21 protein-coding genes are annotated in these 21680 nt (G+C 72.1%); 13 read left to right on the top strand and 8 right to left on the bottom strand.

The window, feature by feature from the left end; translation table 11 throughout:
* Positions 1 to 127: 127 nt before the first annotated feature.
* Complete coding sequence (locus tag DTB53_RS21120) at positions 128 to 1168, top strand: SCO7460 family lipoprotein (protein WP_012378046.1); 1041 nt, start codon at positions 128 to 130, stop codon at positions 1166 to 1168.
* 368 nt (positions 1169 to 1536) lie between these two features.
* Here the strand turns inward: DTB53_RS21120 and DTB53_RS21115 are convergent, their stop codons facing one another.
* On the bottom strand, positions 1537 to 2046 hold the full coding sequence (locus DTB53_RS21115) for a MarR family winged helix-turn-helix transcriptional regulator (protein WP_042495560.1): 510 nt from the start codon (positions 2044 to 2046) through the stop codon (positions 1537 to 1539).
* 129 nt (positions 2047 to 2175) lie between these two features.
* Between DTB53_RS21115 and DTB53_RS21110 the strand changes: the two genes are divergently transcribed.
* On the top strand, positions 2176 to 2601 hold the full coding sequence (locus DTB53_RS21110; protein ID WP_012378049.1) for a Rid family hydrolase: 426 nt from the start codon (positions 2176 to 2178) through the stop codon (positions 2599 to 2601).
* 168 nt (positions 2602 to 2769) lie between these two features.
* Entirely contained in the window at positions 2770 to 3345 is a 576-nt protein-coding gene (locus DTB53_RS21105) for a GNAT family N-acetyltransferase (protein ID WP_012378050.1), read from the top strand.
* 9 nt (positions 3346 to 3354) lie between these two features.
* Here DTB53_RS21105 and sigJ read toward each other — a convergent pair whose 3' ends face one another.
* Positions 3355 to 4254 (bottom strand): RNA polymerase sigma factor SigJ, encoded by a 900-nt coding sequence (gene sigJ / locus DTB53_RS21100; protein ID WP_012378051.1) that lies wholly within the window; start codon positions 4252 to 4254, stop codon positions 3355 to 3357.
* Between the two features lie 96 nt (positions 4255 to 4350).
* Here sigJ and DTB53_RS21095 point away from each other — a divergent pair, with 96 nt between their 5' ends.
* From DTB53_RS21095 to DTB53_RS21060, 8 genes are all read left to right on the top strand, one after another.
* Entirely contained in the window at positions 4351 to 4713 is a 363-nt protein-coding gene (locus DTB53_RS21095; RefSeq protein ID WP_012378052.1) for a hypothetical protein, read from the top strand.
* A gap of 145 nt (positions 4714 to 4858) precedes the next feature.
* Positions 4859 to 5677: an ABC transporter ATP-binding protein gene (locus DTB53_RS21090; protein WP_003964649.1), complete on the top strand. Its 819-nt coding sequence runs from the start codon at positions 4859 to 4861 to the stop codon at positions 5675 to 5677.
* 359 nt (positions 5678 to 6036) lie between these two features.
* Complete coding sequence (locus DTB53_RS21085) at positions 6037 to 6570, top strand: DUF5709 domain-containing protein (protein WP_012378053.1); 534 nt, start codon at positions 6037 to 6039, stop codon at positions 6568 to 6570.
* 123 nt (positions 6571 to 6693) lie between these two features.
* A complete protein-coding gene (gene gnd / locus DTB53_RS21080; protein WP_012378054.1) occupies positions 6694 to 8133 on the top strand; it encodes an NADP-dependent phosphogluconate dehydrogenase in 1440 nt (479 codons plus the stop codon).
* Between the two features lie 156 nt (positions 8134 to 8289).
* Positions 8290 to 9270, top strand: a complete 981-nt coding sequence (locus tag DTB53_RS21075; RefSeq protein WP_012378055.1) for an alpha/beta hydrolase — start codon at positions 8290 to 8292, stop codon at positions 9268 to 9270.
* Between the two features lie 264 nt (positions 9271 to 9534).
* Positions 9535 to 10608 (top strand): Dyp-type peroxidase, encoded by a 1074-nt coding sequence (locus DTB53_RS21070; protein WP_012378056.1) that lies wholly within the window; start codon positions 9535 to 9537, stop codon positions 10606 to 10608.
* The gene (locus DTB53_RS21065) at positions 10608 to 11405 is read left to right on the top strand and encodes a family 1 encapsulin nanocompartment shell protein (RefSeq protein ID WP_012378057.1); all 798 of its coding nucleotides are present in this window, start codon (positions 10608 to 10610) and stop codon (positions 11403 to 11405) included. The genes DTB53_RS21070 and DTB53_RS21065 overlap by 1 nt, the downstream gene beginning before the upstream one ends.
* A 91-nt stretch (positions 11406 to 11496) precedes the next feature.
* Complete coding sequence (locus tag DTB53_RS21060; RefSeq protein WP_012378058.1) at positions 11497 to 12891, top strand: type III PLP-dependent enzyme domain-containing protein; 1395 nt, start codon at positions 11497 to 11499, stop codon at positions 12889 to 12891.
* 657 nt (positions 12892 to 13548) lie between these two features.
* Here DTB53_RS21060 and DTB53_RS21050 read toward each other — a convergent pair.
* Together DTB53_RS21050 and panD are read right to left on the bottom strand one after the other, a co-directional pair.
* Positions 13549 to 13902, bottom strand: a complete 354-nt coding sequence (locus DTB53_RS21050; protein WP_012378059.1) for a GNAT family N-acetyltransferase — start codon at positions 13900 to 13902, stop codon at positions 13549 to 13551.
* A gap of 61 nt (positions 13903 to 13963) precedes the next feature.
* Entirely contained in the window at positions 13964 to 14389 is a 426-nt protein-coding gene (gene panD / locus DTB53_RS21045) for an aspartate 1-decarboxylase (protein ID WP_003964661.1), read from the bottom strand.
* Positions 14390 to 15085: 696 nt separating this feature from the next.
* On the opposite strand from panD, the gene DTB53_RS21040 reads away from it, so the two are divergent.
* Both DTB53_RS21040 and dhaL read left to right on the top strand, forming a co-directional pair.
* Positions 15086 to 16084, top strand: a complete 999-nt coding sequence (locus tag DTB53_RS21040; protein WP_012378060.1) for a dihydroxyacetone kinase subunit DhaK — start codon at positions 15086 to 15088, stop codon at positions 16082 to 16084.
* A gap of 63 nt (positions 16085 to 16147) precedes the next feature.
* On the top strand, positions 16148 to 16813 hold the full coding sequence (dhaL, locus tag DTB53_RS21035; protein WP_012378061.1) for a dihydroxyacetone kinase subunit DhaL: 666 nt from the start codon (positions 16148 to 16150) through the stop codon (positions 16811 to 16813).
* 12 nt (positions 16814 to 16825) lie between these two features.
* Here dhaL and DTB53_RS21030 read toward each other — a convergent pair whose 3' ends face one another.
* From DTB53_RS21030 to DTB53_RS21015, 4 genes are all read right to left on the bottom strand, one after another.
* A complete protein-coding gene (locus tag DTB53_RS21030; RefSeq protein ID WP_012378062.1) occupies positions 16826 to 17551 on the bottom strand; it encodes an HAD family hydrolase in 726 nt (241 codons plus the stop codon).
* 747 nt (positions 17552 to 18298) lie between these two features.
* Positions 18299 to 18535, bottom strand: a complete 237-nt coding sequence (locus DTB53_RS21025; RefSeq protein ID WP_003964665.1) for a DUF5133 domain-containing protein — start codon at positions 18533 to 18535, stop codon at positions 18299 to 18301.
* Between the two features lie 172 nt (positions 18536 to 18707).
* A complete protein-coding gene (locus tag DTB53_RS21020; protein ID WP_003964666.1) occupies positions 18708 to 20318 on the bottom strand; it encodes an AbgT family transporter in 1611 nt (536 codons plus the stop codon).
* The gene (locus tag DTB53_RS21015; protein ID WP_012378064.1) at positions 20315 to 21607 is read right to left on the bottom strand and encodes a metal-dependent hydrolase family protein; all 1293 of its coding nucleotides are present in this window, start codon (positions 21605 to 21607) and stop codon (positions 20315 to 20317) included. Before DTB53_RS21015 ends, DTB53_RS21020 begins: the two co-directional genes overlap by 4 nt.
* Positions 21608 to 21680: the final 73 nt, after the last annotated feature.

Here is a 21680-nt window from a genome sequence, read left to right as displayed (position 1 = left end):
GAGGGGTTCGGGGCGCTGTGCGCACCGGGGTTGAGTAGGCGTACTCATCCGGCCCGCGAAGACGGGGCCTACGGTCACAGGACCAGGGGGCAGCACCCGAAGGCAGGACCAGGTGGAGGAGCAGATCATGGCCGGATCACGCCGCAGAGGCTGGAGAGCCGGGCTCACCGGCGCGCTGGCGGGTTCCCTGGCCGTGCTGCTGGGCGCGTGCGGCGTGGTGGACACGAAGGACGATCGCCGGGCGGCGGAGGAGCTGGCCGAGAAGCACTTCCCCGGGCAGCTCAGGGCGATCGGGGCGCGCACGCTCTTTCCGGGCTCCGGCGGCTCGGAGGTCACGTTCGCGGTGACCGACGACCGCGACGCCGTGGTCCGGCTCCGGATCGACACGGACAGGGCCGACGGGGGAACGTGCGACCGCGAGGGCTGCGCGGACGTCCTGGCCGAGGCGGTGCGGCGCGGGCGGCAGCAGGCCGAGGACTTCCGTACGCTCAAGGGCGCCTTCGACGCCTGCGGTTACGAGGTCGTCGCCCTGGGCCCGACGGGCACCCCGCCCTATGTGGTCGCCGAGCTGACGAACGCCACCGTGACGAGGGTGCTCGGCGAGATCGGGGAGTGCGTCCAGCGCTGGGTCACGGCGAGCGGGGCCGACAGCACGTTGGCGAAGGCGCAGGCCTCGTACGTGAACGTGGTCTCCCCGTCGGTCGCCGACCGCCGCGACCGGGGCCAGGCTTCCTGGCCGACAGTGATGCGGCTGACCCGGTCGGACCTGCTGGGTTCGCTCACCAAGCACGCCTACTACTCGGCGAGTTACGAGATCGCGGCGGGCCGGGTCGACACGACGGGGAGTGCCCGGGTCGTCCGCCCGTTCCGGGAGCGCCAGGAGTTCGGCGACACCGTGCAGAACGCGGTGAAGGAGCAACTGCGCGCCACCTATCCCCGGGTGGTCATGAGCACCTACCAGTGGATCTGGCGGCTGGAGCCGGGCCGCGTCGACCGGCAGACCGGCTACGTCCTGTTCTGCCCCGAGCCGGACGCACGGGGGCAGTGCGTCAACAGCGACGACGCGGCCCTGGTGACCACGGACGAGCACGGCAATCCGGTGGGGAGGATCCGGCTCGTGCACGACGTACGCGAGGGTACGGGGGCGCTGCGGCTGCCGCCGTACTAGGGAGTGTCCGCGAAGTCTCGTCCCCCGCCCGTCGGGCGACTTCGCGGACACTCAGCCTCTCCGGTCGCGGACGATCGCGGCGCACCCCGACCGCACTCGGCAGAACGGGCCCGTGCCGAAGGATCCCCCGGAATCGACGCAGCACGACCTGCGGCGGCGCCTGAACCGTCACGCCTGCCGGCACTGGCGGCAGGTGGACGCCATCAGGGTCCACTTCCGTGCCGGATTCGCGCACGTGGCGGCCGAGTTGCCCGGCGATCCGACGATTCCGCTGCTCCGGCTGCGCTTCACCGGCGTGGTGGACGTCCGGGGCTTCGCGCTCCACTCGGCCGGCCGGTCGCGGGAGGGGCCGCCGCACGGAACCGCGGTCAGCCGAAGTCGTCCGGCACGATGCGGAGCTTCTCGGCGATCCGGGCGAGGGCCCTCCGGTCGGTCGCGTTGAGCGCGTCGAGGACGACGCGGCGCACGGCGCGCAGGTGGGTGGGGGCCGCCACGTCCACGACGGCGAAGCCGGTGTCGGTGAGTTCGGCCAGGGTGTAGCGGCCGTCCGCCGGGTCGGGGGTGCGAACGACCCAGCCGCGTTGCTCGCAGCGCTTGACGACGTTGGACAGCCGGGAGAGCGACCCGCTGGCGAGGAAGGCGAGCTCCCCCATCCGCAGCCTCCGCTCCGGAGCCTCGGACAGATGGCTGAGCACGAGGTACTCGAACAGCGTGAGGCCGTGCTCCTGCCGGAGGGGCGATTCCAGCTTGCCGGGCAGGAGCAGGACCAGGGAGATCAGCCCGGTCCACGCGGCCTTCTCCTCCTCGTCGAGCCACCGCGGCTCCTCGTCGTCCTCGTGTCCACCCGTGCCGGTCATGGGCTCTCCGGTGTCGCTCATGGGTCGTCCAGTCCCTCCGCCACAGCGCGTCATCACTTTGCGCTTGAAGTCATCACTTGCTAGTCTCACTTTACGCGTGAAGTCATGGAAGAGAAAACACACCCGCCGTGAGCGAGAAGAGGAAGCATCATGGACACCGTCACTTTCGGCATCACCCCGGGCTTCGGCGAGAAGCTGCACGAGGCCCACGGCTACAGCGGGGCCGTCCGGGTCGGCGACCGGGTCGAGACCTCCGGCCAGGCCGGAGTCGATGACGACCTGGTCATCCCCGACTCGCTGGAGGACGAGATCGTCCAGGCATTCGACAACGTCGAACGCACGCTCGCCACGGTCGGCGCGACGTGGAAGGACGTCATCCACGTCAACTCGTACCACAAGGTCGCACCCGGAGACGACGCCATCGGCGACGACCACAACTCGGTCATGACCGAGCAGTTCCGTCGTCGCCTCGACGGCCGCGCGCCGATCTGGACGGAGACCGGCGTCACCGTTCTCGGCCTCGCCGCCATGCGCGTGGAGATCCGCGTCACCGCCGTCGTCGGCTCCGGGCGCTGAGCCGCTCCCCGTGAAGCGGTGGCCGCGCCGAGACCACCGCGGGGCTCCGGTCCCCGGCAGCAGGATGCGCCGGGCCCGGGGCCGAGGCCTCGACCGGCCGCCGGGGGTGGCGCCACGGCGCGAGCGACGGTCCGGGGCCCCGGCGGGGGCCCGTGTCATCGTTGGGCCATGACCATCGCAGTTCGCCCGGCCTCGGTGTTCGAAGACGTACGTACGCTGGTCGGCCCGAAGTCACCCGAGGCCAACGTCTGTTGGTGTCTGAGCCACCGGATTCCCGCCAAGCTCAACGCCGAGCTCCGCGGTCCGGCGCGCGGTGAGTACGTCGCCGGACTGTGCCGTACGGAGCCCCCGCCGGGGGTGCTCGCCTACGACGGCGACGAACCGGTGGGGTGGGCGGCCGTGGCACCGCGCGCGGACACCTCCTTCGCCCGCAGTCGAACGATCCCGCACGTCGACGATTCTCCGGTCTGGTCCCTGTGGTGCGTCCGGGTGCGTCCCGGCCACCGCGGGCAGGGGATCTCGCACGAACTGATCGCCGGTGCGGTCGAGTTCGCCCGCGCCCACGGTGCGCCGGCGATCGAGGCGTACCCGCTCGACAGCGGTGGCGCCAAGGTGGATACGACGATGGCGTACCCCGGGGTCCGGAAGAACTTCGAGCGGGCCGGGTTCACCCACGCCGCCGACACCACCTCGGTCCTGGCCGGCCACCCCCGCGTTCTGATGCGGCTCGACCTGCGCGGGTAGCGGCCGCCGTCACCCCCGGGGCGCCCACGGCCGCAGCTTCTCCGGGTTGCGGACCACCCAGATCCGGGCGACGCGGCCGTCGGTCACGTCGAACGCGGCCACGGTCAGGACGACGCCGTCCCGCAGGGCCACCAGGCCCGGCGCACCGTTGACCGACCGCTGAAGGAGTTCCAGCCCCGGGGCCCGGTCGGCGATGGCGACCATGTACGAGGCGATGCGCGCGTCACCCTCGACCGGGCGCAGGGCGGCGCCGACCAGGCCTCCGCCGTCCGCGGTCATCACGGCGGACGGGTCCAGGAGGTCCACGAGGGCCGCGATGTTCTTCTCCTCCCAGGCCTCCTTGACCCGCCGCACCACGTCGGTCCGCGCGTCCGCCGCCACCGGCGTCCGGGCATCGGGCACCCGGCGCCGGGCTGAGGAGGCGAGTTGCTTGCAGGCGGCGGGGGTCCGGCCGAGCACGTCGGCGATCTCCGCGAAAGGGTAGCGGAAGACGTCGTGCAGGACGAACGCGACGCGCTCGGCGGGGGTCATCGTCTCCAGGACGACGAGGAAGGCCATGGTCACCGACTCGTCCAGGACCATCCGGTCCGCGAGGTCACCGTCCCGGCCGCCCCCGCGCTCGACGGGGTCCGGCAGGGGGTCGGGCAGCCACGCGCCGACGTAGCGTTCACGGCGGATCCGCGCCGAGCCGAGCACGTCCAGGCAGATGCGGCCCGTGACGGTGGTCAGCCAGGCGCCGGGCGACACGATCGCGTCCCGCCGGCTCCGCGGCAGTGCGTACCAGCGCGCGAAGGCCTCCTGCACGGCGTCCTCGGACTCGGCGAGCGATCCCAGCAACCGGTAGGCCACATTGATCAGTCGGCCGCGCTCACCGGCCGTCACCTCGGCGCCCGCCCTCGCCGCCCCCATGCTCCGGCCTCCCTCGCCTTACCTTTCGCCGGCCCGTGTCGTCGGGTTGGTGAGACCTTATCGATCGGCTGCCCACGGGCGGAAAAGGGGCCTGGCATGACCACTCCGACGGCGACACGGCGCGCGTTCCCGTTCCTGCGGATCGCGATCGCCCTCCAGACACTGACGATCTTCCTCCAGGCCGTCTCCTCCGGACTGCTGCTGACCTCGTCCTACGGGGAGGCCCTGCACAGCGTCGGTGCGCGTGTGATGTACGGGGCGTCGATGCTGTACCTCCTCGCGGCGGTACTGGCCTGGAAGCCGGGTGGCGGGTCGCCCCGGCCCGTCCTGCACGCGTCCGGCTTCCTGGTCCTGGCTTCGGTGCAGGTCGCGGTCGGTATCGCGCACCTTCCGTCGGTCCACCTCCCCCTGGGGGTCCTGATGTTCGGGCTGAGCCTGCTCGCCCTGGCCCGGCGCTGAGGACCGCCCCGGCGGGAGCCGGGGAGAGACCGCCAGGGCCGGTCCGTGTCCGCGATGCAGTCATCCACGCGCATGAATGCCGCCTACAGCTACCCTCCGTGCGACGGACGCGGTACTCACCGAGGCGAAGGGGCCACAGGACGGCATGGACCAGAACAGCGGCAACAGTCACGGGCGCGTCGTCGCCGCCCTCCACGGCGTGAGCATGCGCCGCCACACCACCGGCCAGGTCATCCTCGACAGCCTGGACTGGACCGTCCGGGCGGGCGAGCACTGGGCGCTGCTCGGCCCCAACGGGGCGGGCAAGACCAGCGTCCTGCGGCTGGTCGGCGCCACTGCCTTCCCCACCACCGGCACGGTCGACGTCCTCGGCCACCGGCTCGGCCGCGTCGACGTGCGGGAGCTGCGCGCCCGCATCGGCCATGTCTCCACCTCCCAGCGCGTACCGGGGGATCTGACCGGCCTCACCACCGTGCTCACCGGCCACACCGGCACCGTCCAGCCGCTGTGGAAGTCGTACGGCGACGAGGTGCGCGAGCGCGCCCACGGGCTGCTCGCCGAACTCCACGTCAAGGAGCTCGCCGACCGCCCGTACGGTGTCTGCTCGGGCGGTCAGCGCGCCCGGATCCTCATCGCCCGCGCCCTCATGGCCGATCCGGCGCTGTTGCTGCTCGACGAGCCGTTCAACGCACTCGATCTGCCCTCCCGCGAGGACCTCGTCGACACCATGCGTCATCTCGCCCTGAACCGTGCGGAGTTGTCGACGGTGACGGTCACACACCACGTGGAGGAGCTTTCCCCGGCCATCGGTCACGCCCTGCTCCTGCGTGAGGGGCGGGTCCTCGCCGCGGGGCCGGTCGGGGACGTCCTCACGCGGGAGCGCATGACCGCCTGCTTCGGCCGCCCCATCGAGGTGTCCCGGCACGGGGGCCGCTGGCTGGCCCGCTCGGGCGGCTTCGGGTAGGCGGGAGGTCCCGACGCGGCGCGGGTGGGGGCCCGCCCCCGGGCTCGGCGTCGACGGGGCCCGCCGCCGCCCGGACGGTGCGCCGCTCCGGGCGGGGAGCCCCAGGGGGTCCGGCACGGCGGTCCGGCCGTGCGCCGGGGATCGCGGCGGTCGCACCGGCCGGGGCCGAGGGCGGGTCCCGCCCGGCGCCCGGCTCCCCGGATGCGCGGTGAACGGGCCGCGACCTGCGGACGGACCGGTCCGCGCGGCCCGTATCGGGCCCCGGGACCCGATCTTCCCTTTGCGGCCGGAGCGGGACCGGAGTGGAATTGCGTACAGGGGACAGTGGTACGCGGTACTCCCGGAGGAAAGGACGCGCCATGAGCGACACCGACTGGGGGGACGACGTCTACCAGCCCCAGGAACCGGAGGCTTCCGACCCCGGCGAACAGCTCGACGCCGGGGACACGCTCATGGATCCGTCCGGCACCGGCGACCCCCTGGACGAGGGCTACGCGCCGCCGGACCGCCCCTGGGCCGTCGACGGCCTCGGCACCACGGCCGGCGAGCGGCACACCGGCGAGTCCCTGGACGCGCGGCTGACCAGGGAGGTGCCCGAGCCGGACGGTTCCGCCGGTGACGGCGTGGGCGATCTGGTGGGCGGCGACGGCGAGCCGTGGGACGACGAGGTCGGTGTCGCCCGCGCCGGTCGGCTGACCCAGCAGGCGGACGGAAGCGTCCCGGCCACCCTCACCGCCAGCGACGTGGGCATCGACGGGGCGGCGGCGTCGGCCGAGGAGGCCGCGATGCACGTGATCCCCGAGCCGGGGGACGACGAGGCGCTCCTGGAGGCCGGTCCGGCGCCCGGCGCCGACCCCGCCACCGGGGGTGCCGCCACTCCGCCCGCGCCCTGAGCGGGCCGCCGGCGAGCGTCCCGTCCCCGAACGCGCCTGTCCCCGGGTCCGTACTCCCCTGCCCGAAGCCCGCCCCGGCACCGCCGGCCCCACCGACGTCCTCGCAACCCCAGGAGCACACAGATGAGCGGCACCGCGCAGATCGGCGTCACCGGACTCGCCGTCATGGGACGCAACCTGGCCCGGAACTTCGCCCGCAACGGATACACCGTCGCCCTGCACAACCGCACCGCCGCTCGCACCCGTGAGCTCGTCGAACACTTCGGCGACGAGGGTGATTTCGTCGCGACCGGGAGTGCCGAGGATTTCGTGGCGGCCCTGGAGCGGCCACGCCGGCTGGTCATCATGGTGAAGGCAGGGGAGGCCACGGACGCGGTGATCGGAGAGTTCGCGCCCCTCCTGGAGAACGGTGATGTGATCATCGACGGGGGCAACGCGCACTTCGAGGACACCCGCCGCCGGGAGCGCGAGCTGCGCGAGCGGGGCATCCACTTCGTCGGCACCGGCATCTCCGGAGGCGAGGAGGGCGCGCTCGACGGACCGAGCATCATGCCGGGCGGCAGCGAGGAATCGTACGCCTCGCTCGGGCCGATGCTGGAGAAGATCTCCGCGAAGGCGAAGGACGGTGCTCCGTGCGTCACGCATGTCGGGCCGGACGGCGCCGGACACTTCGTGAAGATGACGCACAACGGCATCGAGTACGCGGACATGCAGCTGATCGGCGAGGCGTACCAGCTGCTCCGTGACGTGGCCGGGTACTCCCCCGCGCGGATCGCGGACATCTTCCGCACCTGGAACACCGGGCGCCTGGAGTCCTACCTCATCGAGATCACCGCGGAAGTGCTCTCGCACGTCGACGGGGCGACCGGGAAGCCCTTCGTGGACGTCGTGCTCGACCGGGCGGAGCAGAAGGGCACCGGCCGCTGGACCGTGCAGATCGCCCTCGACCTCGGGGTTCCCGTCTCCGGGATCGCCGAGGCCGTCTTCGCCCGCTCCGTCTCGGGCCACGCCGACCTCCGCGATGCCTCACGCCACCTGGCCGGACCGGCGGCCCGTACGCTCGGCGAGGACGAGGCGGCGGCCTTCGCCGACCGGGTCGAGCAGGCGCTGTACGCCTCGAAGATCGTCGCCTACACCCAGGGTTTCCACGAGATCGCGGCCGGCAGCGAGCAGTACGGCTGGAACATCGACCTCGGCGCGGTGGCCTCGATCTGGCGCGGCGGATGCATCATCCGGGCCGCGTTCCTCGACAGGATCACCGGCGCCTACGAAGCCCGGCCCCGCATGGTCGGCCTCCTCGCCGACCGGGGTTTCGCGGAGGAGATCGCCGCCGCTCAGGACGACTGGCGCACCGTGGTGGCCACCGCCGTCACCCAAGGCGTCCCCACGCCTGCCTTCGCCGCCGCCCTCGCCTACTACGACTCACTGCGCGCCGAACGCCTCCCCGCCGCGCTCACCCAGGGCCAGCGCGACTACTTCGGCGCGCACACCTACCGCCGCACCGACCGCGACGGGACGTTCCACACCCTCTGGGGCGGCGACAGGACCGAGGTGGAGAGCTGACACGCCTTCCGTGTTCGAAGCGCCCGGCGCGGTTGCGCTCGCCGGACGGAGGGCGAGGATGGAACAGGGGGCGGGCCCCGGGCGGGGGCGGAAACCTGCGGCGGCCCGCGAAGCCGTTCGACCAAGGCGCACGCACGCCCACGACAGGGAGTCGACATGACCGATGCCCCGCTTCCCCCTCCGATCACGCCCTACCTCGAACCCGCCGCGAGGGCACTGTGCGAGGCCACGGACCCGCATCCGAGGATCTACGAGGTCCCCCCGGAGAAGGGCCGCGAGATCCTGCTCGGCCTGCAGAGCGACGAGAGCGTGCCCCGCCCCGAGGTGGACGAGGAATGGGTCGACGTGGACGCGGGCCAGTGGGGTACGGTCCGCACCCGCGTCATCCGTCCCAAGGGGGCCACCGGACCGCTGCCGGTGGTGTTCTACATCCACGGTGCCGGCTGGGTGTTCGGCGACGACCGTACCCATGACCGCCTCTTCCGCGAACTCACCGTCGGAGCCGGGGCCGCGGGCGTCTTCCCCGTCTACGACCGCGCACCCGAGGCGAAGTACCCCACGCAGGTCGAGCAGAACTACGCCGTGGGCCGGTGGGTCGCGGAGCACGGCGCGGAACACGGCCTGGACACCTCGCGGATCGCCGTCACCGGCGAGTCGGTCGGCGGCTGCATGGCGGCGGTGTTCGCGCTGATGAACAAGGAGCGCGGGGGCATCGACCTCAGGGCGCAGGTCCTGCTGTACCCGGTCACCGACGCCGACTTCAGCACCCCTTCGTACCTCCGGTTCGCCGAGGGCTACTACCTCACCCGCGACGGCATGAAGTGGTTCTGGGACGCCTACACGGGCAACATCGCCCACCGGTCGGAGGTGTACGCCTCGCCGCTGCGGGCCTCACTGGAGCAGCTCCGGGGCCTGCCCACCACGCTGGTCATCACCGACGAGGCGGACGTTCTGCGCGACGAGGGCGAGAAGTACGCCAACAGGCTGCGCGAGGCCGGCGTGGACGTGACGTCCGTCCGGGTCGCGGGCATGGTCCACGACTTCCTCCTCCTGGACAGCCTGCGCGACACCCGCGCCGCCAACGTCGCTCGCGGGCTCGCCGTCGACGCCCTGCGGAGGGCCCTGCACGACGGCTGACGCCCCGCTCGAGGAGGAGGGGGCACGCGGGGCCCGGTGTTCCCGCGCCTCGACCGCGCGCTCGACCGGCTCACCCGGCCCGTGCGTTGCCGCGCTCCCCCGGCCGGACGCTCCCGGCGTGCGGCCGGGGACGGGGCGTGGGTTAGTGGCTGCGGGCCCTGTTCGCCGTGGCCCGCGGCGGCCGACGGTGCGCCACCGGCGGTCCGCCACCGCCCGTACACCGTCGTAACCGCCGTCCGTACACCGTCGTAGTGGAGTGCGCGCATGCCCGACGCCGTCCCTGATCCCGTCTCCGTCCAGCCCGTCGTGGCGCCGTTGACCAACGCGGCGCTGTTCCTGGTCGGCACGATCGAGCCGGGCGGCGAGAGCGCGGTGCGGGACGTGCTGCCCGATCTCGCCGCGGTCGCCCGGTCCCTCGGCTTCCGCTACCCGGACGCCGGTCTCGCCTGTGTCGCGGGCTTCGGCTCCAGCGCCTGGGACCGGTTGTTCGCCGGGCCGCGCCCGGCCCACCTCCACCCGTTCCCGGAGCTGCGGGGCCCTCTCCACCATGCCCCGGCGACCCCGGGCGACGTGCTGCTGCACATCCGGGCCGAGCGGATGGACGTCTGCTACGCGTGGGCCGCCCAATTGCTCGACAAGCTCGGCGGAGCGCTGCGGATCGTGGACGAGACGCACGGCTTCCGCTATCTGGACCACCGCGACCTGCTCGGCTTCGTGGACGGTACGGAGAACCCGGTGGGCGACGACGCCCGCTCGGCGGCGCTCGTCGGGGCGGAGGACGACCCGGAATTCGAGGGCGGCAGCTACGTCGTCGTACAGAAGTACCTGCACGACCTGACGTCCTGGAACGCGCTCTCCGTGGAGGAGCAGGAACGCGTCATCGGCCGCACCAAGTCGGACGACGTGGAGTTCCCCGACGACGAGAAACCCGCCGACTCCCATCTGGCGCTCAACACGATCACCGACCCGGACGGCACCGAACGGGACATCCTGCGGGCCAACATGCCGTTCGGGAGCTTCGGGAAGGGCGAGTTCGGTACGTACTTCATCGGGTACGCCGCCGATCCCGACGTGACCGAGCGGATGCTCCGCAACATGTTCCTCGGCGATCCGCCCGGAACGCACGACCGCATCCTCGACTTCTCCACGGCGGTCACCGGTTCCCTCTTCTTCGCCCCCCGCGCCGACTTCCTCGACGCTCCGCCGCCCCCGCCCGCCCCCGCGCGCACCGGCAACCTGCCGGAACCGGTGCCCGCACCGGTCCGGCAGGAGCCTCCCGCGGCCGGGGCGGACCACGGTTCGCTGCGCATCGGCAGCCTGCAAGAAAGCGCCCAGTGATGAACAATCTGCACCGCGAACTCGCGCCGGTCACCCCGTCCGCCTGGGAGGAGATCGAGGAGGAGGCCCGGCGCACCTTCCGCCGCCATGTCGCCGGCCGCCGTGTCGTCGACGTGTCCGACCCGGCGGGTCCGACACTGGCCGCCGTCGGCGACGGCCATCTGACCGACATCGATCCGCCCACCCCGGACGTGGCGGCCCGGGCCCGGACGTCGACGCCGGTCATCGAGTGGCGGGTGCCGTTCACGGTGACCCGCCAGGCCGTGGACGACGTGGAGCGCGGCTCCGCCGACAGCGACTGGCAGCCCGTCAAGGACGCGGCGCGCACCTGTGCGTTCGCCGAGGACATGGCGATCATCGACGGGTACGGGGCGGCCGGGATCACCGGCCTGCGGGACGGCTCCTCGCACGATCCCCTCCCGCTGCCCGCCGACGCGCGGGACTATCCGGTGGCGGTCAGCCAGGCCGTGACGCGGCTGCGGCTGGCCGGTGTCGACGGACCGTACCGGCTGCTGCTCGGTGCGGACGCGTTCACCGAGGCCGCCGAGACCTCGGACCACGGGTACCCGGTCAAGACGCATCTGAGCCGCCTGGTGGACGACGAGATCCTGTGGGCGCCCGCGGTCAAGGGCGGGGTGCTGCTGTCCACCCGGGGCGGGGACTTCGAACTCTGCCTGGGCCAGGACCTGTCGATCGGCTACGCGGACCACGACGCCACGAGCGTCCACCTCTACTTCCAGCAGGCCTTCACCTTCCGGATGCTGACGCCGGAGGCCGTGGTCGGCCTGATCGCCTGATCCCCGGGGGCGCTCACCGGCCCGGGTCCGGGCGACCGGGCGCCCCCGTTCCGCCGAAGACCCGGGGGCAGCCATCAGGGACTCTGGCCGTATGACGCAGACGACCTCCGCACACCACGGGGACGGTGGGGAACCGCCGGCCGCCCGCTTCGACGCCGTCGTCCGGGCGGCTGCGGGGCGGGGGCTGCTGGGCGAGGGCAGCCCGGTCGCCGGGTTCATCGACACGGAGGGCGTACGGGCCTCCGTCGGCGCCCTGCACGACGCCTTCGCCGCCACGCCCGGGGTGCTGCACACCTTCGCGGCCAAGGCCTGCTCCCTCGTCCCGGTGCTGCGGCTGCTCGCCGACTGCGGGATGGGGTGCGAGGTGGCGAGCCCCGGCGAGCTGCGGCTGGCCCTGGAAGCCGGGTTCCCCGCGTCCCGGATCGTCCTGGACTCCCCCGCGAAGACCCGCGAGGAGATCCGCCTGGCGCTCGCCCTCGGCGTCGCCGTCAACGCCGACAGCCTCGACGAACTGCGCCGTGTGGACGCCCTCCGTGCCCCGGGCACCGCCTCGGTCCTCGGGCTGCGGGTCAACCCTCAGGTGGGCGGAGGGTCCATCGGGCCGATGAGCACGGCGACCGACACCTCGAAGTTCGGGGTCGCGCTGCGCGACCCGGGGGCCCGCGAGGCGATCGTGGAGGCCTTCCGGGAGCGACCGTGGCTGACCCGGCTGCACGCCCATGTGGGCTCCCAGGGCTGCCCGTTGGACCTGATCGCGGCCGGGGTCGCGCAGACGTACGAGCTGGCCGAGGAGATCAACGCGACGCCGGGCGTCCGACGGGTCACCAGCCTCGACATCGGCGGCGGCCTGCCGGTCAACTTCGCCGACGAGACCGTACGCCCCACCTACCCGGAGTACGTGGCGGCCCTGACGGCCGCCGCGCCCGGCCTCTTCTCGGGCCGCTACTCCCTGGTCACCGAGTTCGGCCGCTCCCTGCTGGCGAAGAACGGGTTCATCGGAGCCCGGGTGGAGTACACGAAGGACGCCGGGGGCCGGCGGATCGCGCTCACCCACGCGGGAGCGCAGACCGCCACCCGTACCGTCCTCATGCCCGACGCCTGGCCGCTGCGGATCGGGGCGTTCGGCCCGGACGGCGCGCCCAAGGGCGGCCCGCCCCTGGCGCAGGACGTGGCGGGGCCGTGCTGCTTCGCGGGGGACGTGGTGGCGTACGGCAGGGAGCTGCCGGAACTGGCCGAGGGCGATCTGGTCGTGCTGTACGACACGGGGGCGTACTACTTCTCCACCCCGTGGGCGTACAACAGCCTGCCCCGTCCGGCGGTGTACGGCTTCCGGGCGGTGCCGGGGCGGGGCGACGGTCCGGGCCACGGCCGGCAGGTGACGTTCGTGACCGTGCGGGACGCGCAGTCACTGGACGAGATCGCGGCGGAGAGCGGTCTCGCGCACGCGGACGCACTGATCGACGGGGCGGCTGAACGGGGCGGCTGAACGGGCCCGTCGGCCCCGAACACCCGGGACCCGGCGGGCCGGAGCCGGCCGGTCCGGGCGGACCGGCCGGCCACCGGTCACGTGCCTGCGGGCTGCGGTTCGGGCTCCGGATCCGGTACGGGGTCGGGGCCCGGCGCGGGCGGCTGCGGGATCGGGTCCGGCGCGGGGCCGGGCGGCACCGGCCCGGGGCCCGGCGGCACGGGCGGCGGACCGGGGACCGGAGTGGGCGGACCGGGTACGGGCGGAGGCGTCGGCGCGGGCGGTACGGGGTCGGGGTACGGGTGGGTCATCGCGATCCTCCACAACGGCATGAAAGGGATAGATGGAGCTTTCCTCCACCGTCTCCCGGAGCGGCTGCCCGCGCCTGCCGAGTCCACACCTGCGCCCGGCGACAGAGCGGTGCGGGACGGTGTGCGCCGGACCGTCCCGCACCGGCCACGACTCCGGTAAGCCGCCCCGGGCCGGATCGGGCCGGATCCGCGACCGAGCCGTCGACACGAGAAGTGTCCGGCCTGCCCGTGCCGAGCGTTCCGTCGTCCACGCCCATCCGGACGACGGGCCCCTGTTCCGCGGCGGCGTCCCCGCCCGGCACGCGGTTAACGGCGGGCGGCGGGCCGGGGACCGCTCCGCACACCGCCCGCCGCCCAGCGCCGGGCCTCAGAACAGCTCGGGATGGTTCCTGAGCTGCCGCTGCGCCTCCTGGACGAGCGCCTCCGGCGCTTCGGGAGCCTCGTCGGGGTGACGCCGCGCCCACTTCGCCGCGTACGGGCAGAGCGGAACGACGGGAACTCCCTCGCGGGCGGCCATCGTGTAGAACTCCCGGACCAGGGCCCCCGCGATGCCTTTGCCCTCGTGCTCGGGCCGGACGACGGTGTGCACGGCCACCAGCGCGCCGGGAGCCGGATCCATGACGAAGTACGCGATGGTCCCGGCCGGCTTGCCGTCCTCGTACGCCACGAGACTGCCGTGCTCCCGGTCGTCCCTGATCTCCACAGCCGCCTTCTCGGTCATGACCCCTGCTCTCTCGTTCGTGAACCTGGACGTCGCTCGCCCGGAACCACGGGCGGCGAACTCAACCGCCCGCGACGACGGCCTGCGGGCTCCGCTCCGTACGGGACCCGGGAACCGGCGCCGAGGCGTCGGATCCGAGCGCCACGATCCGGTTGTCCGCGTCCACGTGCACGACCCGCGGCACGAAAGCACGCGCCTCGGCATCGTCGACCTGTGCGTAGCTGATCAGGATGACCAGGTCACCGGGGTGTACGAGGTGCGCGGCGGCGCCGTTGATCCCGATGACACCGGAGCCGCGCTCGCCCTCGATGACGTACGTCTCCAGGCGGGCGCCGTTGTCGATGTCAACGATATGGACCAGTTCGCCGGGGAGCAGGTCGGCCGCCTCCATCAGGGCGGCATCGACCGTCACGGAACCGACGTAGTGCAGATCGGCCTGGGTGACGGTGGCGCGGTGGATCTTGGACTTGAACAAGGTGCGCATCATCGGAGCACTCCCACGAGTAGGCTCCCTGCCTGCTTTTGCAGGTCAAGGGCTATTTCGGCACTCTACAACGCGTCGCGAGCCCGGGCAGCAGCCCCCCAGGCCCCTCAGGCCCCTCACGCCGACCCACCCAACACCCCGTCAGCCCGCCGAGGGGGAGCTTCGCCGCTCTCGCGAGCCGAACACTGCAACGACCCGGGAGAAGTGGGCCGTTACTCGCCGACGCCGGGTCTCCGGAAACACCATGCGTCGAGACAGCGGCTACGGGAGTTCCGAATGCCCGGCTTTGCCACGGCCGGTTTCGGCCCGCACCGCGATAATCAGTTCCTCATCAGGACGGAGGCGCGCGATGAACAAAAGAGCCGGTCGAGTGAAGCGCGGCGGAAAAGCGCGAAAAGGGGACGCGGTTCACCCGCGCGGCCATCGACCAAAATTCGGTGGACCGCTTTCCGAACGCGGATCCTACGCAAGCCAGTCTCGGGACGACTGTCGAATACCCAGCCGGTCGCACGCTGCCGTCCTCATGGGCGGCGCCGGTGCCGGAACGGTGCGCATCGGCAGCCTGCGCGAGGTGCATACGAATGAATGACCGATTTTCCTACGAATTGCTCTGTGGTGGCCGGGGGCGCAGCATGTACATCACCTCGGCGGGAGGGGCCCGGCCCGGCCGCTCGTGGCCGTCGACGACGGAGGACCGGCATGGCATCGTATTTCGAGAACGGTGAAGGTTCCCTGGTACCGGACGCCCTGCGGGGCTTCGCCCGCGCCCACGCGAGTCTGCTCACGCTCGACTCCGGCCACGGTTTCCTCCTCGCCCGCGACACCGCGCCCGCGCGGAGGGTCGGCCTCCTGTCGGGTGGAGGATCGGGCCACGAACCGCTGCATGCGGGCTACGTCGGACGGGGCATGCTGGACGTCGCCTGCCCGGGGCTCGTCTTCGCCTCGCCGCACAACCGGCAGGTGTACGAAGGATCCCTCGCCGCCGCACGGTCCCAGGGCGTGCTGCACATCGTGAAGAACTACACCGGCGACCGGATCAACTTCGGCATCGCCGCCGAACGGCTCGCCCACCACGGCGTTCCCTGTGCCCGTGTCCTGGTCGACGACGACCTCGCCACCGACTCCGGGGACATCGCCGCGGGCCGGCGGGGCACGGGCGGCACCGTCCTGATCGAGAAGACACTCGGGGCGGCGGCCGACACCGGCCTCGGCCTCCAGGAACTCCAGGAGCTCGGCACCCGTCTCGCGGCGAGCTGCCGCACTCTGGCCGTTGCCTCGGCCGCCCACACCGCGCCCACGACCGGGAGACCCGCCTTCCCGCTCGATCCGGAGGAACTGGAGTACGGCGTCGGCATCCACGGCGAGCGCGCCCCCAGGACCATCCCCCGAGGGCCCCTCGGCCCACTCGTCGAGCGCATGGTCCTGGCGCTCCTGGAAGCGCTCGGCCCAGCCCGGGGCGCCTCCGTCATCGCCCTGGTCAACGGTCTGGGGGCCGTCACCCCGCTGGAGCTGTACGCGGTCCACGCCGAACTCGGCGACCTCCTCGACGCACGCGGAATCGAGCTCGCCCGTTCCCTCGTCGGTGAGTACATCACCTCCCTGGACATGCGCGGCTTCTCCATAACCCTGCTGACCGCCGATACCCAGGTACTGCGCCTGTTCGACGCGCCCGTGCGGACCGCCGCCCTGCACTGGTGAAAGGAAACGGCGGCGACACGCGGCCGTGCCCGACAGAGATCCCCCGAGCACGGGAGGCACCCCATGACGACCACCACGTCCCCCGACGCGTTCTCCACCGACGCCTGGATGCGCCGGTTCGTGCAGTCCGCCCAGGCCGCCAAGGGCGGCCTCACCTCATTGGACCAAGAGGTGGGCGACGGCGACTTTGGCATCAACCTCAGCACCGGGGCCGCCTCCACCCTGCGACGTCTCGACGCCGACCCCGCATCCCGCGACGACCCCGCCGCTCCCCTCCACGCGGCGGCCACCGCCTTCCTGGACGATGTCGGCGGCACCAGCGGGCCCCTGTTCGGCCTGCTGTTCCAGGCACTGGCCGTAGCCGTGGCCGACGCCGGGGCCGCCACCACGCCGGCCCTCGCAGCCGGAGCGGGAGAGGGGCTGGCGGCCATCCGCCGAGTGGGTGACGCGGCGCCCGGCGACAAGACCCTGGTCGACGCATTGGGTCCGGCGGCCGAGGCCCTCCTGACCGCCCCGGCGGACACCCTGCCGGGGGAATCCCTGGAGCGGGCCGCCGACGCGGCCTGGGCCGGCGTGAGGGAGACCGCGCGCCTGCGCGCCCGGATGGGACGTTCCAGCTACCTCGGGAGTCGCGCCGAAGGCGTTCCCGATCCGGGCGCGGTGGGCATCGGCATGCTCTTCACGTCCGCCCGCGCGGTCGTGGAGGACATCAGCACCCTGCTGGACTGAGGGTGTGCCGGCCTACTCCCGTGCCCCGTCGGCCGGCCAGGACTCCACCCAGGCCGACAGATCCGGAGCGTTCAGGGCCGGCACCCACAGGTCGGCCCGTGCCGCGTCCTCGGGCCGCGGGCGCGGTCCCACCCCGACCACACGGAGCCCGGCCCGCAGCGCCGACTCGATCCCCGTCATCGAGTCCTCGACCGCGAGGGCCTGTTCCGATGCGGCACCGCAGAGACGGGCGGCCGTCGCGTAGACGTCCGGCCAGGGTTTCGGGCGAACATGCTCCCCACCCACACCCGCGGGACCCTCCTCGCTCGGGACCACCACATGCTCGAAGTGTCCGAGCAGTCCGGCCCGGTCGAGACTCGACTCCACCACCGACAGGGGACAGTTGCTCGCCACAGCGAGCGGCAGGCTGCCGGAGAGCCGACGCACGAAGTCGGCGGCGCCCGGCATCGTGACCGGGTCCTCGGCGACCTGGACCGTGAAGTGGCGCAGCAGCGAGTCGGTCATCTCCGCTGCCAGCTTGGGCTTGTCCGCCTCCTGGGCCATCAGCCGGCCGCAGTCGATGTAATGGACGCCCTTGGCCCGCTCGGCAAAGCCGGGAGCGGGGTGGATGCCGAAGTCCCGGAAGACCTGGTTGCGCGCGTCCTGCCAGTGGCTTTCGGTGTCCATCAAGGTGCCGTCGCAGTCGAAGACGACAGCCTGGGGAAACCAGCCGGTCAGGACGTTGGTTGTGTCGGTCATGGTGTGCCGCTCCTGAAGGAGGGAGGCGGTCGGGCTCGTGGCGGGACCGCGGATTCGTGGTTGCGCGTTTCCCTGAGGCGGCTCTGACGGCTTGCTGTGCCCGTCGGCCCCATCGATGTCCGGGGATGCGTAGGCGCATTCCCGTCCGCATCGTGAAACGTCACTGCGGCCACGCTATGGAGATGTTGATGTGGGGTGCAATCACTGCTTTGCGTGCTCGACTGCGCCGGATCCGAGGTGTAAGAGGCAACTCGAATGGCTTTCGTGAAGCTCTCTGATGCGCACGCCAATGCCGCACAGCGGGAAGCCAGTTGACGGATGAATACGCGGACGCCTTCGCACAGGTTCCTGCGTGGAGCGATGCGCTTGCGCGGCAAGTCCGCCGTCAAAGTTCCGCTAAATTCACTCTTGAGCGTGCACGCTCGAAAGCAAATAACAATACGGTGAAAGATCGGCTATTCGCCACCAGCGCACGCGGGCGCACGAAATTCTCGCATCAAGCGCGAAATGAGCGGGCGCAGTGGGCCGGTGTGTCGCGGTTCGGCGAGTTGTACGGGCCACGAAATGTGGAGCGTGCCGGGTCCGACGGGACCGCCGCTCCCGGGCGCCCAGTAGCCGCCCCCGGACACACGCCCGATGTCGCCGGCTCGAAAAAGAGATCAGAGACCTGTGTCGACAGGCCTCTGATCTGGTAGTTCTCGCGCGGAGCGGCCCGTAGCCGTGACGCCGGGGCGGCTGCCGGATCTGTCAGGACGCTGGGTTGCGCGGGGACCTCTGGGGCAGGTCGGGAGCCGGGAGTGAGCTACGGGCGGCAGCCAGAGCTTTCGACTCGTCGCGAATGCCGGTCAGCACGCAGAGCGTGTAGAGCGTGCCCTCGGTGCCCGGCCTGACCGTGCGGTCCCAGTGGGACGCGTCAAGACTCTGCAGTTCGTCGTATCGGTTGACCAGCTCGCGCAGAATTGCGGGATCGGCTTCCATCGCCATAGGGCCTCCTCGGGTCAGGGTCATCTCCGTCTTCCCATCGATGGTGCGGTCCACGACGCGGCCCTGCCACCGCAGGGCCGCCGGTCAGAGAACGACCGCAATGATCCACGTGGTTCGGAGGCCTTGGCGCCCTCGTACGGAAGACCTTGGCGCCCACAGGCGATGCGCCGGGTCAGCGGTGGATGTCCGCGCCCGGGCCCAGCGGCAGGCCCAGGCCGTAGAAGAGGCCGAGGACCGCGAGCCAGGCGATCAGGAACGGGATGACGAACACCGAGAGGCGGGAGAGGACCGTGCCGAGCTGCGCGCTGGGTTCGTAGCGACGCAGAATCGTCAGCATCAGGAAGACGTACGGGTTCAGCGGCGTGATCATCTGGGTCGCGGAGTCGCCGATCCGGAACGCCGCCTGGGTGACGGCCGGTTCCATGCCCAGAAGAAGGAACGCCGGGACGAAGACGGGCGCGACCAGCGACCACAGGGCCGAGCCCGAGGTGACGAACAGGTTCAGGACGCAGACGAGGAGGACGAACACGACCAGGCCCGTGAAGCCGGTCAGGCCCGCGGACTCCAGGAGGTTGGCGGAGTTCACCGCGAGCAGGGTGCCGACGTTGGACCAGCCGAACACGCCGATGACCTGGGAGATCACCAGGATCAGGACGATGTACCCGGACATCCCGGTGATCGACTCGGCCATCATGCGGGGCGCGTCCTCGGCCCGCTTGAGCGTGCCCACCGTACGGCCGTACACGACACCGGCCAGGACGAAGGCGACGAACAGCAGCGGCACGATGCCGTCCAGGACCGGCGAGGGGACCAGCGCGCCGCCCTCGCCGCGCAGCGGGGAGCCCGGCAGCAGCCAGCAGGTGACCACGACGGCCGCGTACAGCAGGACGGCCAGGCCCGAGCGCAGCAGGCCGGTGCGCTGCCGGGCGGTGACGGTGACCGAGGGGCGGGCGGTCGCCCCGTCCTCGGCCCCGGCACCGTCCTCCTCCGCGGCGTCGGCCGCCGCCTCCGCGGCCGGGTCCGGCTGGGGCAGCCGGGGCTCGAGGACACGGGAGATCAGGAAGCCGCCGATCAGGGCGAGGACGCAGCTGGCCGCGGCGGTGTAGAAGTAGTTGATCAGGATGTGCGTGGGGGCGCTCTCGCCGCCCGGCACGACCGCGGCGGCCTGGTGGGTGATGCCGGTGTAGAGCGCGTCGAGCGCGCCGATCGAGAAGCCCGCCGCGTAGCCCGCGCAGGTGCAGGCGAAACCGCCGATGAGGCCGGCGATCGGGTTGCGGCCCGCGTTCTTGAAGGCCAGAGCGGCCAGCGGCGGGATCACCAGGATCGCCACGTCGCTCATGAGGTGCGCCTGGCAGGCCACGAACGCGACCAGATAGGGCAGCAGCGGCCGCGGGGCCCGTGCGATGGAGGCACGGACGGCCGTCTCGAGCAGGCCCGTCTTCTCGGCCACACCGACCGCGGCCATCATCAGCAGGACGGTGCCCAGGGAGGGGAAGCCGGTGAAATTCGGGATGAAGCTCTCGAGCAGCCAGCGCACCCCCTCGCCGGTGAACAGCCCCTTGACCGCGAGTGTCTCGTCCTCGCCGGGCACGGTGACCGTGGTGCCGGTGGCGGCGAAGACCGTCGAGACCGTGCCGATGATCAGGAACAGGCCGAGGAAGAGCAGCACCGGGTGCGGCAGCTTGTTGCCGGCGCGCTCGATGCCGTTCATGACCTTGTCGAGCGCGGACCGCTGAGACGGTCCGCCCGCCGGGGTCTTCACCGTGGTGGCCGAGGGGCTCATCCGGCGGCTCCTTCCGATTGCGCGCTGTCGGCCGCCGGAGCGGTGCGGGCCAGGCCGAGGGTGTCCTTGCGTACGACGCCGCGCTGGGCGACGAGCAGGATGCGGGACGGGTCGGACAGTACGGAGATGTCCGCGAGCGGGTCGCCCTCGCACATCACCAGGTCGCCGTGCTTGCGCGTCTCGAGCGTGCCGATCTGGGCGGAGAGTCCGAGCAGTTCGGCGGCGTGGCGGGTGCCCGCCTCGATGGCCCGGGCCGGGGTCATGCCCAGGGACACCAGGTGGGAGAGCTCACGCAGGTTGCGGCCGTGCGGCACCATCGCCGCGTCGGTGCCCATCGCGATGCGCACACCGTCGGCGATGGCGGCGGCGATGTTCTCGCGGGTGATGCCGGACCAGCGGACCTTCTTCTCGTAGTGGAAGGGCTCCATGGTCGACCGGTCGATGCCGTCGAACACCGTGGACAGGGTCGGTACCACGAATGTGCCCTGTTCGCCCGCCAGTTCACGGGCCCGCGCGGTGAGGCCGTAGCCGTGCTCGACGCTGCTGACGCCGCCGCGGATGGCGTTGACGATGCCCGCGGTGCCCTGGGCGTGGGCCGCCACGGGGCGGCCGCCGTGCCGGGCCACCTCGTCGACGACCGTACGGATCTCTTCGACGGTCAGCCCCTCGTCGTCGGGCTGGTCGTAGGGGCTGCTCATGCCGCCGGTCGCACAGAGCTTGATCACGTCGGCGCCGGAGCGGAGCAGGCGACGCACCGCGACCCGGACCTCGTCGGGAGTGTCGGCGATCTCGCCCACCCCGGCACTGGGGTCGAAGCCGCACTCCGAGCGGAAGTCGGCGTGGCCGCCGGTGTGGCTGAGGATGCGCACCGCCGTGTGCAGGCGGGGCCCCACGGTCAGGCCCGCGGCGACTGCGTCGCGGTAGCCGGCCGGCAGGCCGCCCAGGTCGCGGGCGGTGGTGATGCCCGCCTCCAGAGTGATGCGCAGCCGTTCGGCGGTACGGAACATCTCCAGCGTCGGATCGCCTTCGTGGCGGCGGACCATCTGGCGCGGTGATTCGACGGCGAGGTGGACGTGGGTGTCGATGAAACCCGGCAGGACCGTGCGGCCCGCGGCATCCACCGTCCGGGCCCTGGCGGGCGCCGTGGGCGCCGTGGCGGCCGGTCCGGCGTAGGCGATGGTGCCGTCGTCGTCGATGTCGATGACGGCGTCCGTCACAGGGTCCGCGCCGGTGCCGTCGACGAGGCGGGCCCGGGTGATGCGCAGGGAGGAGAACAGTGCATGGCTCATGGGCGACGATCCTCGGCATGAGGGATAACGACTGTGTAAAATCGCCGGAATCCTTCACCACAACGGCTTCGAC

The sequence above is a fragment of the Streptomyces griseus genome, assembly GCF_900460065.1.
In the GTDB taxonomy this organism is placed as follows: Bacteria; Actinomycetota; Actinomycetes; order Streptomycetales; family Streptomycetaceae; genus Streptomyces; species Streptomyces griseus.
The sequence above is the reverse complement of the archived record's forward strand: the minus strand, read 5'-3'. Positions and strand labels throughout refer to the sequence as shown.

What these genes read in the sequence shown, in the direction of transcription:
- DTB53_RS21120 (WP_012378046.1), top strand. Translation starts at nt 128, where the DNA reads ATGGCCGGATCACGCCGCAGAGGCTGGAGAGCCGGGCTCACCGGCGCG.
- DTB53_RS21115 (WP_042495560.1), bottom strand. Translation starts at nt 2,046, where the DNA reads ATGAGCGACACCGGAGAGCCCATGACCGGCACGGGTGGACACGAGGAC.
- DTB53_RS21110 (WP_012378049.1), top strand. Translation starts at nt 2,176, where the DNA reads ATGGACACCGTCACTTTCGGCATCACCCCGGGCTTCGGCGAGAAGCTG.
- DTB53_RS21105 (WP_012378050.1), top strand. Translation starts at nt 2,770, where the DNA reads ATGACCATCGCAGTTCGCCCGGCCTCGGTGTTCGAAGACGTACGTACG.
- sigJ (WP_012378051.1), bottom strand. Translation starts at nt 4,254, where the DNA reads ATGGGGGCGGCGAGGGCGGGCGCCGAGGTGACGGCCGGTGAGCGCGGC.
- DTB53_RS21095 (WP_012378052.1), top strand. Translation starts at nt 4,351, where the DNA reads ATGACCACTCCGACGGCGACACGGCGCGCGTTCCCGTTCCTGCGGATC.
- DTB53_RS21090 (WP_003964649.1), top strand. Translation starts at nt 4,859, where the DNA reads ATGGACCAGAACAGCGGCAACAGTCACGGGCGCGTCGTCGCCGCCCTC.
- DTB53_RS21085 (WP_012378053.1), top strand. Translation starts at nt 6,037, where the DNA reads ATGAGCGACACCGACTGGGGGGACGACGTCTACCAGCCCCAGGAACCG.
- gnd (WP_012378054.1), top strand. Translation starts at nt 6,694, where the DNA reads ATGAGCGGCACCGCGCAGATCGGCGTCACCGGACTCGCCGTCATGGGA.
- DTB53_RS21075 (WP_012378055.1), top strand. Translation starts at nt 8,290, where the DNA reads ATGACCGATGCCCCGCTTCCCCCTCCGATCACGCCCTACCTCGAACCC.
- DTB53_RS21070 (WP_012378056.1), top strand. Translation starts at nt 9,535, where the DNA reads ATGCCCGACGCCGTCCCTGATCCCGTCTCCGTCCAGCCCGTCGTGGCG.
- DTB53_RS21065 (WP_012378057.1), top strand. Translation starts at nt 10,608, where the DNA reads ATGAACAATCTGCACCGCGAACTCGCGCCGGTCACCCCGTCCGCCTGG.
- DTB53_RS21060 (WP_012378058.1), top strand. Translation starts at nt 11,497, where the DNA reads ATGACGCAGACGACCTCCGCACACCACGGGGACGGTGGGGAACCGCCG.
- DTB53_RS21050 (WP_012378059.1), bottom strand. Translation starts at nt 13,902, where the DNA reads ATGACCGAGAAGGCGGCTGTGGAGATCAGGGACGACCGGGAGCACGGC.
- panD (WP_003964661.1), bottom strand. Translation starts at nt 14,389, where the DNA reads ATGATGCGCACCTTGTTCAAGTCCAAGATCCACCGCGCCACCGTCACC.
- DTB53_RS21040 (WP_012378060.1), top strand. Translation starts at nt 15,086, where the DNA reads ATGGCATCGTATTTCGAGAACGGTGAAGGTTCCCTGGTACCGGACGCC.
- dhaL (WP_012378061.1), top strand. Translation starts at nt 16,148, where the DNA reads ATGACGACCACCACGTCCCCCGACGCGTTCTCCACCGACGCCTGGATG.
- DTB53_RS21030 (WP_012378062.1), bottom strand. Translation starts at nt 17,551, where the DNA reads ATGACCGACACAACCAACGTCCTGACCGGCTGGTTTCCCCAGGCTGTC.
- DTB53_RS21025 (WP_003964665.1), bottom strand. Translation starts at nt 18,535, where the DNA reads ATGGCGATGGAAGCCGATCCCGCAATTCTGCGCGAGCTGGTCAACCGA.
- DTB53_RS21020 (WP_003964666.1), bottom strand. Translation starts at nt 20,318, where the DNA reads ATGAGCCCCTCGGCCACCACGGTGAAGACCCCGGCGGGCGGACCGTCT.
- DTB53_RS21015 (WP_012378064.1), bottom strand. Translation starts at nt 21,607, where the DNA reads ATGAGCCATGCACTGTTCTCCTCCCTGCGCATCACCCGGGCCCGCCTC.